This window comes from Pedobacter cryoconitis (assembly GCF_003259615.1).
Classification (GTDB): Bacteria; Bacteroidota; Bacteroidia; order Sphingobacteriales; family Sphingobacteriaceae; genus Pedobacter; species Pedobacter cryoconitis.
Window position 1 is genome coordinate 121,276 of sequence record NZ_QLLR01000007.1, and the last position, 13,507, is coordinate 134,782.

At 40.5% G+C, this 13,507-nt stretch carries 11 protein-coding genes; 4 read left to right on the top strand and 7 right to left on the bottom strand.

All coding sequences use genetic code 11. The annotated features are described in order from the left end of the window. Positions 1-29: 29 nt before the first annotated feature. Positions 30-1,004, bottom strand: a complete 975-nt coding sequence (locus tag LY11_RS10095) for an energy transducer TonB (RefSeq protein WP_111633589.1) — start codon at positions 1,002-1,004, stop codon at positions 30-32. 270 nt (positions 1,005-1,274) lie between these two features. Between LY11_RS10095 and LY11_RS10100 the strand changes: the two genes are divergently transcribed. Both LY11_RS10100 and LY11_RS10105 read left to right on the top strand, forming a co-directional pair. Further along, the gene (locus LY11_RS10100) at positions 1,275-4,880 is read left to right on the top strand and encodes a BamA/TamA family outer membrane protein (protein ID WP_111633590.1); all 3,606 of its coding nucleotides are present in this window, start codon (positions 1,275-1,277) and stop codon (positions 4,878-4,880) included. A gap of 54 nt (positions 4,881-4,934) precedes the next feature. Beyond that, entirely contained in the window at positions 4,935-5,531 is a 597-nt protein-coding gene (locus LY11_RS10105) for a GNAT family N-acetyltransferase (RefSeq protein WP_111633591.1), read from the top strand. A gap of 82 nt (positions 5,532-5,613) precedes the next feature. Here the strand turns inward: LY11_RS10105 and LY11_RS10110 are convergent, their stop codons facing one another. The 4 genes from LY11_RS10110 to LY11_RS10125 are packed head-to-tail and all read right to left on the bottom strand — an operon-like array spanning position 5,614 to position 8,486. Then, entirely contained in the window at positions 5,614-6,585 is a 972-nt protein-coding gene (locus LY11_RS10110) for a DUF5777 family beta-barrel protein (RefSeq protein WP_111633592.1), read from the bottom strand. Positions 6,586-6,621: 36 nt separating this feature from the next. Continuing rightward, a complete protein-coding gene (locus tag LY11_RS10115; protein WP_111633593.1) occupies positions 6,622-7,191 on the bottom strand; it encodes a YceI family protein in 570 nt (189 codons plus the stop codon). 30 nt (positions 7,192-7,221) lie between these two features. Then, positions 7,222-7,578 carry a c-type cytochrome gene (locus LY11_RS10120; protein WP_111633594.1) on the bottom strand — a complete coding sequence of 119 codons (357 nt, stop codon included), beginning with the start codon at positions 7,576-7,578 and terminating at the stop codon, positions 7,222-7,224. A gap of 32 nt (positions 7,579-7,610) precedes the next feature. Then, on the bottom strand, positions 7,611-8,486 hold the full coding sequence (locus tag LY11_RS10125) for a hypothetical protein (RefSeq protein WP_211321521.1): 876 nt from the start codon (positions 8,484-8,486) through the stop codon (positions 7,611-7,613). 222 nt (positions 8,487-8,708) lie between these two features. Between LY11_RS10125 and LY11_RS10130 the strand changes: the two genes are divergently transcribed. Continuing rightward, positions 8,709-9,272: an RNA polymerase sigma factor gene (locus tag LY11_RS10130; protein WP_262510917.1), complete on the top strand. Its 564-nt coding sequence runs from the start codon at positions 8,709-8,711 to the stop codon at positions 9,270-9,272. A gap of 70 nt (positions 9,273-9,342) precedes the next feature. Beyond that, the gene (locus LY11_RS10135; protein ID WP_111633596.1) at positions 9,343-10,680 is read left to right on the top strand and encodes a hypothetical protein; all 1,338 of its coding nucleotides are present in this window, start codon (positions 9,343-9,345) and stop codon (positions 10,678-10,680) included. A 30-nt stretch (positions 10,681-10,710) separates the two neighbouring features. Here LY11_RS10135 and LY11_RS10140 read toward each other — a convergent pair whose 3' ends face one another. Beyond that, positions 10,711-11,625 (bottom strand): metallophosphoesterase family protein, encoded by a 915-nt coding sequence (locus LY11_RS10140; RefSeq protein WP_111633597.1) that lies wholly within the window; start codon positions 11,623-11,625, stop codon positions 10,711-10,713. Positions 11,626-11,698: 73 nt separating this feature from the next. Further along, positions 11,699-13,504 (bottom strand): RagB/SusD family nutrient uptake outer membrane protein, encoded by a 1,806-nt coding sequence (locus LY11_RS10145; protein ID WP_111633598.1) that lies wholly within the window; start codon positions 13,502-13,504, stop codon positions 11,699-11,701. Positions 13,505-13,507 lie beyond the last annotated feature (3 nt).

Genomic DNA, 13,507 nt, shown 5'->3' on the forward strand with positions numbered 1-13,507 from the left:
CTTCTATACCATAACTATTCGTTATTTTTTTATTGAAGATTAAAGGATACCGGGATATTATAAACAACTTTTACAGGCTCTCCCCTGATTTTTCCAGGCTCCCATTCAGGCGAATCTCTGATCACCCGGATGGCTTCTGCGGCAAGGTCCGGATGTACAGAATTGATTGCGGTGATGTTTGTTAAATTGCCATCCTTTTCAATAGTGAATTTTATTTTTACTACCCCCTGAATCCTGGCTTTATAACAGTTGGGCGGATATTTGACATGGCTGGCCAGGTAACGGTAAAATTTCTTCGTTCCGCCTTTAAACCCTGGAAGAATGTAGGCCTCTGTATATTTGTAAATGACCATGTTTTTATCTGTACTCTCTCCAGAGATCAGTTTGCCTTCAGCATAAGTCTCTGAATATTTAGAACTGCCTTGATTTGATGTTCCTGTCCAGACCCCTTCGTGCTGCCCATTTTTAACCTGGCCTGTTTCTGTAATTCCTTTAAAATCATCAGTATATCCAATGTACCTGCCGTTGCCATCTTTGACCAGATCTTTGCCATTCTGATCTTTTTCAGTTAATATGAATACCCGGGGGTCCATAAATGCCTTGATTTTATCCTCTTTAGCACTCAGGCTGTAAACTTTTGTATGGTATAATTTGCCATCCGGATAATAACTGTTTGTTGTATCTGTTTGCTCTCCTTTAACAAAATGAGCTGTTTCTTTCAGATTGCCATTCGGAAAAAATGTAGTGCGTAATCCCTCAAAAACCTGCGGATCAATTTTACTGGAAAATCCGGTGCTTCTCACAGTACCATCCAGGTAAAATTCCTTGACCTTATACAATTCAGTACCCTGATCGGGCTCTATGACATGACGGATAAAATCGGCACTATCACGTTGAGTGACCTGATTTCCATTATTTTTAATAAAATAAGTGTTCTGGCGTTGTGCTGATGCTGTTAAAAAAAAGCAACACAAACAGAAGAAGGGAAAATTGAAGCGATACATATTCTGGTGAAATTGAGGCGCAAGTTATCTAATGTTCTTTTGAATTAAAAATTAATATAATTTTTAATTGTGAGTAGTTAATAGCTATTTAAACAAGTCTTGAAAACCGTCGTGTTTTAAGCTTTTATTTTGTTAGAAATGCTGTAATTTTATAACATCTTATAAATGTTATCTGCCGAATGAAACCATCATGATTTTTCAAATCACATACCGGAATGAACATAAAATCATGATAGCCCCATTACCGCTAAAAAAAACAAATATATACGAATGAAAAATGCTACGCTCTTACTTTTCCTGTTAATCAGTACTGCTTTTGTTAAAGCGCAGGATTCGTTAAAATACCGGGTGATCTTTATCGGTGATGCAGGAGAAATGAATACTGCACAAAGAGAATCTTTGAAAAATGCAGCCAAACATGTCATCGCCGGAAAAACAACTGTGATGTACCTGGGAGATAATATCTATCCAAGAGGAATGGGATTACCAGGAAGTAAAGAAGAAGAGACGACCAGGCAGATTCTGCAATCTCAGTTTCAGCCGATGCGGCAGATGGGTGCCGCTGTTTATTTTATCCCGGGAAATCATGATTGGGATAAAATGGGGCCGGATGGTTTAGCGAAAATTATTCGTCAGGGGGAATACCTGGCTGAGCAAAATGACTCTTTACTCAAAATGATCCCGCCAAACGGATGTCCTGATCCAACTGCGATCCAGCTGACAGATAATTTAACGATTATTGCTTTTGATAGTGAATGGTGGTTATATCCTTACGCTAAACAAAACCCCGAATCTGAGTGCAGCTGCAAGACTAAAGATGATGTAATTGCCCGCATGCAGGAATTGCTGGAAGCCAACAGGGGGAAAGTTATCTTATTTGCCGATCATCATCCGTTGCAGAGTTATGGTGCGCATGGCGGATATTTCACCTTAAAAAATCACATTTTCCCTTTAACCTCACTGAATAAAAATCTATATATTCCTTTACCTGTTATTGGCTCTTTGTATCCTTTGCTGCGGTCTTCTTTTTTAAGTCCGGAAGACCTGAAGCATCCCTTTTATAAGGATATGATTAAAAAGATAAACGGAGTTTTCGGTGCTTATCCGAATCTTACTTATTTTTCCGGGCATGACCACGGTTTGCAGCTCATCAAAAGTGAGCAGCTGAATTTGCAGGTTGTGAGTGGTGGCGGAGCCAAACATTCGGCCAATAAAAAAGGTAAAAACTCTATTTTTCAGGAATCAGAACAAGGTTATGTCACTGCCGATTTGCTGATGAATAATGATATGCGTTATGATTTCTACGTTTATACCGAAGGCGGTGTCAAAAAAGTATACAGTTATACTAAACCTTTTGTCCCTGTTGCCCGTGAATCCGGAAATACGGTTAAAGTGATTACAAAAGATAGTATTTCTATCAAAATATATCCGAAATATGATAGTGTAAGTAAAGTTCACCGCTTCTTTTTCGGAGAGAATTACCGGAAAGAATATGCGCTGGAAACTAAAGTACAAGTGATCCGGCTTTCGGAGATTAAAGGAGGCTTAATGCCTGTTCAGCGAGGTGGCGGATTTCAGTCACACTCTTTGCGCATGGTAGATAAGCAAGGAAAAGAATGGGTGCTGAGAAGCGTGGAAAAATACCCTGAGTCGCTTTTACCGGAAAACCTGAGAGAGACTTTTGCAAAAGATATTTTAAAAGATAACATGTCTGCACAGCATCCGTTTTCGGCATTAATTGTACCGGATATAGCTGAAGCTGTTGGTGTGGCACATGCCAACCCGATTATCGGATGGATTTCTCCGGACGCTAACCTGGGTAAGTATGGAAGGGTATTTGAAAATACGCTTTGTCTGCTGGAAGAAAGAGAGCCTGCTGGCAAGTCTGATAACACCTATAAAATGTATAAGAAACTGGCTAAGGACAATGATTATACTTATGACGGGCCTCAATATCTGAGAGCGAAAGCATTGGACATTGTGATCGGAGATTGGGACAGGCATTTTGATCAATGGAGGTGGACACTGGATAAAACAGGAGAAAGAGAAGTTTATCAACCAGTTCCACGTGACCGTGACCAGGTATTTTATCTGAGCCAGGGACTGATTCCCAGGTATGCACAGTCTTCTTATCTGTTGCCAATGATCCAGGGATATGAAAGAAATGTGAATGATGTCAACTGGTTTGTCTGGGAAAGCAGGGCTATGGCCACCCGTTTATTAAGTCAGTTATCAGAAAAACAATGGATGGATATTATCCATACTTTTTGCGCTGATTTAACGGATGAAGTCATGGAAAAAGCATTGAAGAAATTACCCGAACCGGGTTATTCTTTGCGCCATGACCAGCTGCTGGCACAATTGAAAGAGAGAAGAGCAAAATTACCTGAAATGATGAATGAATATTATCATTTCTTAAATAAGATCGTAGACATACAGGCAAGTGATAAGGGAGAATTGATAGAGATTTCGGATGCTGCTGGTGGGGGCTTAACAGTGAATATCCATCAGTTATCAAAAAATAAAAAGGTGAAAGAGCAGATGTTCATCAAAACATTTGATCCGAAAATCACAAAAGAAATCAGGTTATATACCCACAATGGGAATGATAGTCTTGTTTTAAACAATAAGGGAACTGATATTCAATTGCGCATTATCGGCGGTCATGGTATTAAGGCATATCATGTAGAAAACTCTTATCATAAAGTAAAGCTTTATGATAAGGTTGATAGTGCTGTTTTTACTGGTGATACGGGCAGGTTTACTAAAACACTATCGAATGATACGGCCAATGTTTCTTACAAACAAACCGATTTATACCACAGAAGTATGTATTTACTGAATGGCGGGTTTAATAAAGATGATGGGTTATCACTGGGCTTCTCCGTTAAATTTATGAATCCGGGCTTCAGGAAATTCCCTTATGGAAATACACAGCAGTTCTCTTTTATCCACTCTTTTAGTACGAAAGCCTTTAAGTTTGACTACCATGGGGAATGGATGCACACCTTCGGAAACGCGGACCTGATTTTACAGGCCAGTGCTTATGCGCCGCACAATACACAGAATTTCTTTGGTGCAGGGAATGAAACATCATTTGATAAATCAATTGATGGGATCAGCTATTACCGTGCAAGATTCAGTTTATACCAGTTTGATCCTGCATTGCGCTGGAAGCGGCCAAAATCCTCATTGAGTATTGGCCCATCTTTTCAATATTATAGCTTTAACAGGGATGATAATACCGGAAGGTTTATTAACAATAGTGCAAATCTGCATTCATCGGATAGTCTGACCATCGCAAAAGATAAGTTGTATACAGGTGTGGTGGTTAATTTTATCAACAATACCCGGAACAATGAAATCCTGCCTTCTTTAGGAAGTTACATCAATTTGAGACTGCAGGGGTATACAGGATTGAATAGCTATGCCAATACTTATGGCCAGTTTACCGGAAGTGTCGCTTTGTATAAAAACCTGGATAACAGAGCTAATTTTGTAATTGCGGAGCGTTTTGGCGGGACAGTAACCGTAGGTAAACAACCATTTTATCAATCTGCATTTTTAGGCGGAGAAGGAACTTTACTAGGCTTCCGTCAATTCAGGTTTGCAGGAGATCATAGCTTCTATAATAACCTTGAAATGCGCGTTAAACTGGCAGATTTTGTAAGTTATGTATTACCGGGGCAATTAGGGCTGCTTGGATTTCATGACATAGGCAGAGTCTGGAAAAAGGGGGAAGATTCGACTAAATGGCACAATGGTGTGGGTGGAGGTTTATACTTTGCGCCTGCTTCAATGACGGTTGTACGGGTTGTTGCCGGACATTCTGAGGAAGGATGGTATCCTTATATCTCCTTAAGCTTCCGTTATTAACAGGTGTTTTTTAAATTGTTGATAGCATCTGAAGAAAAATTATTACCTTAAGATATGAGCGAATTATTGAAAGAAACTACTATTATATTAGAGAATGAACGTGCTTTAATCCGACCGCTTAGTCTGGCTGATTATGAACATTTGCTGCCTTTTTCATTGAATGAGCCTGAAATATGGCATTATTCATTAACGCGTCCGGATAGTGCTGAAAAGCTGACGGCCTATATCAAAGCAGCCGTAGATGACCAGGAAAAGGGTAACTCTTATACATTTATTATTTTTGATAAGCAGACGAATAGTTATGCTGGTTCTACACGGTATTATGATATACAACAAACTTATAAAACCCTGCTTTTAGGCTATACCTGGTATGGGGGAGATTTCCAGGGCACGGGACTTAATAAAAACTGCAAATATCTTTTATTAAAGTATGCCTTTGAAGAGCTTGGTATAGAAAGGGTTGAATTCAGAGCGGACAATAGTAACCACAGAAGTCTTGCTGCGATGAAAAGTATTGGCTGTAAACTTGAAGGAGTGCTTCGTAACCACATGCCCGACGGACATGGCGGCAGAAGAGACAGTGCTATATTCAGTATTTTAAAACGAGAGTGGTTTGACCTGGTGAAAGCAAAGCTGGAAGAGAAGTTATAAACATTAAAATAGATTTTATGTGCGCATCATTATTATTAAAACATAGAAATGATGCACACATAAAATCTAAAAAGATAAAGGACTATATTTTCTCTTTTTTGTTCTTATTGAAAGAGAATCTTCTGGCAATACTGAAGCCCCAGCGATACTGACCTTTTAACCACGAACTGGTAGTTTGAGAGATATACTGCATCTCTTCTATAGCTGCGGCATTGGTGAAATTAAGGTGGAAAACGTGTCCGCCAGTTTCAATTTCCAGGCCTACACCCAGGGGATTATAAAATTTCACCCCACTGGTTTGTTCCAGGTAAGCTTTGTCATCTTTGTTTCGGAACGGAATGAAATAATCGACTACAATAGCCATCCGTTTGCTTATTTTAGCTCTTGCACCTGCGCCAACAGCAAAAAGATCATTCTGATCTCTGAAGGCCGTAAAGTTTTTATGCAGGTAGGTCGGGGTAAGGCTAAAGGAGAAATTTGAATTAAACTTCCTGGCCAGAATAACCTGGCTCACAAAGTTCATCCGGTCACTGAATTTGTGGTAAGCAGTAGCAGCGGCAGGATCATCGCTTGCCTTAACCGCGGCGATGGTATTACTTCCGAATAAAGTAACAGCAAAAGGGATATAATCGTCCGTTGTCTGTTCCAGTAACCTGTATTTTATACTTCCTTCGTATAATTGCTGTACATCAGTTGCACCTTTTGCCCTGGCCAGGCCGATACTTAACCGGTCGGTTAGCCCATAGTCAAAACCAATCCTTACATCAGTAGAATTGTCCAGTCCAAAAAACTGCTTTAATCCACCATTGCTGCCTGCAATATCTCCAAAGCGGTGATCAACTTTAAATTCCAGTTCATTTTTGTGGATCGTTTCATTGGTGTGCCCGTTAATTAGTTTGGTGTCTTTAAAGGTGGCAAATACCTTTTCATGAGCCGGGTTTGTACTGGTCAGTTCTTTTTCCAGGTCTTGCTGTCCAAAACTATGCAGCGCACAGCAGATCAGTGCGATCAGCAGCAGTTCTTTCCGGAATAGCGTGAATTGTTTTTGTATCATTTTATACTGTTTTCGTAAATGGTCGGTTGAGGAGAATTAAGATGTTTTTTTTGCCTGGTATACTGCAGATAAGCGCACTTCTACGAATTCAGCAATATTCTTGAAAACCAGGGATGGCACTTTGATATGGTGATCTTCGATTTTTACTTTAAAGGTTGTTTTTGCAGTAATTACCCCCTGTGCGATTTCCAGGGTTACTTTACCCTGATAAGGTTTAACCACGCCATGTATATCCAGATTTCCGGCTACAGAAACGGTATAATTTCCGTCTTTACTGAAATCAATATCATCTGTGATTTTGCCGCTGAACTTAGAAAACGGAAATTTGTCGCTCTCCATGTAGTTCTCATTAAAGTGCTCTTGCATCAGTTTTTTCTGGAACTGAAAAGACGTATTGCTGACTTTAAAAATGAGCTCTTTGGTTTTAGCGTTAATTACAGAACTGGCTGTATTGCTTTTTCCTTCTATGTCTTCCATAACGGTACTGGAAAAGAAAGAAACAGAAGCATTTTTACTGATTAAAATATCCTGGGCCCGGGCATGAGTTGCGAACAGGCAGATGCAGATAAATAGGGATACCCTTTTGATTAGATTGTATGTTTTCATAAGGTGATGATTAAATAGGTGATCAAATAATTATTGGGGCATACCCTGGTCAAACCAGTCTTTGACAGACTGAAGTTCTGCCGCAGAAAGTGTTCCTCCGATGGGCATGGTTTTGCTGACTAAAACAGCTTGTTTAATTTTATCGGCACTGCCGGTCACGGAAGTATAACCATTAAAGCTCCAGGCAGCAGCGGCTCTTTTTCCAGGAGCATGACAGCCTGCACACCTGGCCTGAAGCAGGGGTTGTACCACAGCGGCATAAGAAACCTGGATACCGGGTTTTTCCGGTACCACAGGTTGAGGTTCATCAGCCTGGTTTTTTGAACAGGCTGATAAAATAAATAAAGTCATCATGATCGTAATCACAGGATAGGTGAATTTTGACATAGCGGTAGGTTAAGTTTTTAAAACGATTTTGTTTATGGTGTCAGAGCAATGGTGTTTACAGTAAGAATTGGCCATAATCCTGCGCCTACGCTTACTCCTTTAGTATCGCCGCGTTTAGCATCCGGGCCGAAATAATATAATGGGTGGCCTTTGTAGGTTAATTGTTGTTTACCTGCAGCTGTAATCTGTACAAACATGTCTTTTTTGATTACTGAGGGTACATTCAGCACAGCTGATTCATAGATCGGCCAGGTTCCGTTGTTACTTAAATCGGCTTTGGTATAAGTGTTCAGGTTAAACTTATCTGGTGCAAATGCGTACAAGGTTCTGCCGGCCGCATCGGTTAGGTATTGGGTAGTTCCTGTGCCTTCTTTTTCATCAGCAGTATAATTTTTGCCGTCAACACCTACCAGCTGATTGTTTGCGAACATCACTGAGTAATCTGGTTTAGCGACAAACCAGGTTCCGCCTGAGCCGTCTCCGTTTACGTCACCTTTATTGCTGTCTCCGGAGAAATAATATAATGGCCATCCTTTATAAACGGTTTGTTTTTTGCCATCTGCACGGGTAATCGTACTTATATCTGTTGCTGTAATTCCTGTAGGGGCAGTTTCATTGCCGGCATAATAAGGCATCCACGTGATGGCACAGGCACCTGAACAGCCTGATGTACCATTGGCATCAATCGCGAAAGCGTAAAGTGATTTTCCATTGGCATCGGTTAGAATACTGCCAAACTTTGCATCGGTGGTTAGTGCGAGGTTCGCGGAGACAGGCGCGGTAACAGGTGGGTTACCGTAAGGATCCTGTCCACCAGGTGTGGAGTCATTGTTTTTTGAACAGGCCGAGAGCATAACGATCAATGTTAAGCTGCAAAGGGTCATACCTTTTCTTAGAGATAAATTCATGATTGCTGAGGATAAATGTTAATAATATTTTTAATTATTGCGGTTACGCAGACCAAGAGCTAAAGGTTGTGTGGTGGAGCAATAAAATATTGTTAATAAAAATAATTGTCTGTCTTACAGGTTTTTAAGTGCAAAAACAAATTTTATTATTACGTTTGGCAACCTTTCGCGTATAAGCGACGTATAGGTAGGAAAATGGCGCAGGTTAAATTATAAGAATAGGTGCAAAGTATCATTAGCGGGTGCATCAATAAGGAAAGATCAAGTCAGTATTTACTCTATAAAGAATTTTATAGTTATTGCATGGCTATATGCCGTCGGTACGCTTTAAATGATTTTGATGCTGCCGAAGTATTAAATGATGGATTCTTGAAAGTTTTTACACATATAGAAAAATATGATCCTGAGAAACCCTTTAAACCGTGGCTTGCGCGCATTATTACAAATACCGCGATTGACCATTACCGGATGAATCTGAAGTTTTCAGACCATGATGATGTCAATGATCATGAGGAGATTGGGCAGGCTGCTTCGATTTATGAGCAACTGGCTTATAAAGATTTACTGGTTTTAGTTCAGACGCTTTCCCCTGCTTACCGTACCGTATTTAACTTATATGCTATTGATGGTTATTCGCATGAAGAAATAGCCAGTCTCTTAAAAATATCAACAGGAACATCTAAATCTAATCTATTTAAAGCACGACAACAGTTAAGAGAAAAACTCACGGCCTTGAATGTAAACAAGCCGGCAGAGGGAACGGCCGATTTACAACAGGTTGAGTGAAGGGTCATTGGGTATAATGGAGAATAAATCTGGGTTTAACAATGAAATGCAAAGAAAATAATAAATACTGATGAAGGAAGATAACGAGATAGATCAGCTATTTAAAGATAGGTTAAGCGATCCTGAGATCCCTTTCGATGAAATGAATTGGGAAAAGATGGAGCGCAGGCTGGACGGAGAGAAGAAAAAAAAGGTAATTCCAATATGGGTGTATACTGCTTGCGGTATTGCCGCGGTATTGATGATCTCTTTATACTTGATTTTTCTTGCGCCTTCCCATTCAGATCAAATAGTTAAAGATCCATTAACCAGTCGGGTAGTTAAGCCAGGTAAAGAGGTTGTGCCTTTAACTGTTGCGGATTCGCTGAAAGTAAAAGGTGCGGAGGTAGCAGGTAATAAAGTACCTGATGTTCAAGTGCCGGGCGTTCGGGTGCAGGATGTTCAAAGGCCGGGCATGAATATTCCAGCTGTTGAAATACCAGTTGCCGGGAAATCTGCAGGTACGCAAGGCGGATACGTTGCTGAAAATATAAACCCGATATTGAACTCAACAACCTCTGTATTATATCCTCAAATAATTCCCGTGTCTCCTGTAATAACCCCTGCAACGACTATTGCTGGAAATGCTAAATCAAAATCAGCTGTTCCAATAGTGGAAACAGACAGTGCTATCCTGGTGAGAAAGGCCAATGCTTTAGCGCACAGTAAAGATCCGTTTGAAAGAGTTGAAGCCTCAGAAATTGCACGCAGTGTGAAAAATAAAATGGAGAAAGCTTTACAGCCGCAAAATGACCTGATATTGAGTGCAATGGCTGCACCTGATATGTCTTTTGCGAAATCAAGTAAACCTTCTAAAGTAAGTTCCAATTTAGGAGTGCTGGCTACTTATGCTTTTACCCCGAAAATCAGCATGACCTCAGGAGCCATTTATTCGAGAAAGTTCTATAATTCGGGTGGGGGAGCACCCTGGGGCAACAATGGTTACGTGCCGGGATCAGACTGGCAGGTGAGTGCAGATTGTAATGTACTGGATATTCCATTGAATGTAAACTATAAGATCTTTAACAAGAAAAAACTATCGGTAAGCTTGAACACCGGGCTTTCCAGTTATTTTATGCTGCAAGAAAAGTATCAGTTTACAACAGGACAGGGGGCATCAGAGAAGATAACTAATCTGGAAATCGACAATCAGAATCAACACCTTTTCGGAATTGCGAATGTGTCAGTTAGTTTTGACCACCAGCTTACGCCATCGGTTAGTGTGGGGGTACAGCCCTTTGCAAAACTGCCATTAACAGGAATCGGATATGGGGATGCGAGTTTAAAATCGGCAGGGGTATCTTTCTCTTTGAATATTGGCTTATTCCCGGCTAAAAAACCAGGGAAATACGCAGCTGTCCGGTATTAAACAACCGCGTAATTCTAATTGATCATTTAATTAAATCTTCGTAGTGATATACTTATTTTCTAAAGTACCATCATCGTATAATTTGATAATCGCATATCCCGGAGGCGTTTCCTGATAATAATAAGGGTGTGCTGACTTTTCATCGCCTTTACCCCACCAGAAACCACTCATTGCCCCATTGCAATAATATTCGACCCCATTATACCAGGCGCTGTCCAGCAAATGCTGATGTCCGCTCAGGCATACTTTAACTTTATCTTTGTATTTGTAAAACAAATGCTTAAGTTCTTTATGGTCACCATGTTGCCCGCCTTCCCAGGTATTGGTCACTGTTAACACCGGGTAATGGGACATCAATAATACCGGGGTATGCGGCGCAAGTTGTTCCAGTTCATTTTCCAGCCATTTAAACTGCTCCTCATCAAGTGATGTGTTTTTATTATTGCCATCCAGAATGATGAAATGCCACCCTTTTTTAGAGAAACTATAATAACGGTTAGGTATTTTTAATCTTTTAACTACATAGTCTTTACCGTACATTTCATCTTCTTTGGAAGGCGCTGCCCACCACGTATCATGGTTTCCGATGCAGCTGTGCAGTTCATAACCAGAGATCTTGCTGATACATTTATCCCAGACTGCCCACTGTTCTATAACCTGTTCCCGTTTGATATTGTCATAATCGGCGGCATGAATACTATCACCGCCATTGAGAAAGAAATCTACTTTTAAGTTTTTGATTTCCTGAAGGCATTTTTCAAACCTGGTAGTCGCATCTTCGAATTGTCTGATATGTACATCTGTAATGTGAGCTACTGTTAATACCAGTTTTCTTTTTGGCGCATTTGAGGTTTCAACACTAATGATGGCAGCCTCAGCGGCTTTTCCGAAAGCCAGTCCCAAAGCAGCAAGCGGGATAGTTTTTAATAAGCTTCTTCTTTTCATTGTATAGTTATTTTTATAAGGGCCTGTTTAAACTAAACAGGCCCGATGATTTTAAATGATTGTTATCAAACGATTACCAGCCTTTAGGTTGTACCAGTTTTGGATTCAGTAATACCTGCTGGAAAGGGATTGGGAAATAATAATATTTCGCTTCGTTAAATGATCTTGGAGTGCTGACGTTTTCCGGAAACATGATAAATCCTGAAGTCTGATTACTCAGATAAAAACTATTACTGTTCAGGTAATACATCACCAGGTTTGCCTTTACAGCAGCCGGAACACCTGCAAGCGGATCAGTTTTTTCCGGAGATTCCAGGATGGCAATATCTTCCACACCATCGCCGGTTACATCCATTGCACCTAATTTGGAAACATAAATCCCCTGGGTAGGCCTTTCTAATAATTTACCTGCTTTCCATCTTAATAAATCATTGTAACGGAAACCTTCACAAGCCAGTTCTACATTACGTTCCCGGCGTATTTCAAGTAAAACCCCTTTATTTCCACTGGAAACCTGTGGATACATATTCACCAGAACAGGATCTGGGGTCGCATTTGCCAGGCTCATATTTAAAGGCGATACACCAGCACGGTTACGCAGCAGATTGATAGTCTGATCCAGATCGCCCTGCGTGATACTACCGAGTTCTGCTTTAGCTTCTGCATTAATCAGCAACGTTTCTGCGTATCGGAAAATTGGTAAATCTGAATATTCCGTATATACTTTAGTATTGGGATCTATTGCATAGAATTTGATTTGCGGATAGCCTCCAAAGGTAGGTCTGATCAGATTTGGTCTGCCTAAAGTTGTAGAGAATCCCGGAGGCATAATCGTTACGGCCATCCTTGGGTCACGGTTATTAAAAACTTCAGTATAAGTTTTGGTATTCCAGCCCGGGTTGGAAGTAAAAGGAGTACCATCTGCCATCAGATAAGTATCAGCCATAGCTTTACTGATAGACCACTGCCAGTCAAAAACATAATGTGTATCGTTAGAGCGGTTTAAAGCCTGGTCGAAATCACGGTAAAAAAGTATTTCCTTATTGGAGCTCAAATCTGCACTGGTAAATATCTTTTGATAATCTTCTCCTTTTTTACCCGTATTGTAGATAGAGAAACCTCCGCTCATGATTTCTTTAGAAGCTGAAACCGCTCTTTCCAGAAATGGGGTTGCACTGGCCTGAAGCCCCAGTTCATCATGGTATTTTCGGAAAGTACCTTCATAAAGACAGAATCTGGAAAGCATAGCCAGCGCAGCCCATTTCGTGATTCTTGATTTAGTCCCATCAGCCTTCACATGGCTAACAGCATATTCAAGATCTGCACGGATAGAATCTGCTACGAGTGCGCGCGGATCTTGTTTTTTATAAAGTGCAGCTTCATCAGTCGCCTCCAGTACGGTCGTATAATAAGGAACATCACCATATCTTTTCAGCATTTCAAAATAGAAATCGGCTCTGTAAAAACGGGCGATACCAGTAAAATGTGCTACAGTTGCCTGATCTCCCTGAACATCCTGAAGGTTATTGAGCATATAGTTTATTCTGCGGAGGTTTTCCCAGTTCCAGGATTTAGGAGTCACTGTGGTTGCACTGATTTTCCCTCTGATCATGTTGTCAATTTCACTACCACCCAGGTAAACGGAGAGATTATCTGAAAACACATCATTTTTTCTCTCCATCACATCATTCAGCGCAGTCATCCCTGTCATTTCATAAAACCCATTACTGTAGGTTTCCAGATCGGCAGTAGTTTTAAAAAAATACTTAGGGTTAATTGAGGTTTGCGGCTCTCTTTCCAGGAAGTTCTTTTTACAACCTGTGAGTATAGTTATTGCGAGTACTACAATAACCAGCGGGGTATAATATCTTGATAACATCTG

What these genes read in the sequence shown, in the direction of transcription:
- LY11_RS10095 (WP_111633589.1), bottom strand. Translation starts at nt 1,004, where the DNA reads ATGTATCGCTTCAATTTTCCCTTCTTCTGTTTGTGTTGCTTTTTTTTA.
- LY11_RS10100 (WP_111633590.1), top strand. Translation starts at nt 1,275, where the DNA reads ATGAAAAATGCTACGCTCTTACTTTTCCTGTTAATCAGTACTGCTTTT.
- LY11_RS10105 (WP_111633591.1), top strand. Translation starts at nt 4,935, where the DNA reads ATGAGCGAATTATTGAAAGAAACTACTATTATATTAGAGAATGAACGT.
- LY11_RS10110 (WP_111633592.1), bottom strand. Translation starts at nt 6,585, where the DNA reads ATGATACAAAAACAATTCACGCTATTCCGGAAAGAACTGCTGCTGATC.
- LY11_RS10115 (WP_111633593.1), bottom strand. Translation starts at nt 7,191, where the DNA reads ATGAAAACATACAATCTAATCAAAAGGGTATCCCTATTTATCTGCATC.
- LY11_RS10120 (WP_111633594.1), bottom strand. Translation starts at nt 7,578, where the DNA reads ATGTCAAAATTCACCTATCCTGTGATTACGATCATGATGACTTTATTT.
- LY11_RS10125 (WP_211321521.1), bottom strand. Translation starts at nt 8,486, where the DNA reads ATGAATTTATCTCTAAGAAAAGGTATGACCCTTTGCAGCTTAACATTG.
- LY11_RS10135 (WP_111633596.1), top strand. Translation starts at nt 9,343, where the DNA reads ATGAAGGAAGATAACGAGATAGATCAGCTATTTAAAGATAGGTTAAGC.
- LY11_RS10140 (WP_111633597.1), bottom strand. Translation starts at nt 11,625, where the DNA reads ATGAAAAGAAGAAGCTTATTAAAAACTATCCCGCTTGCTGCTTTGGGA.
- LY11_RS10145 (WP_111633598.1), bottom strand. Translation starts at nt 13,504, where the DNA reads ATGTTATCAAGATATTATACCCCGCTGGTTATTGTAGTACTCGCAATA.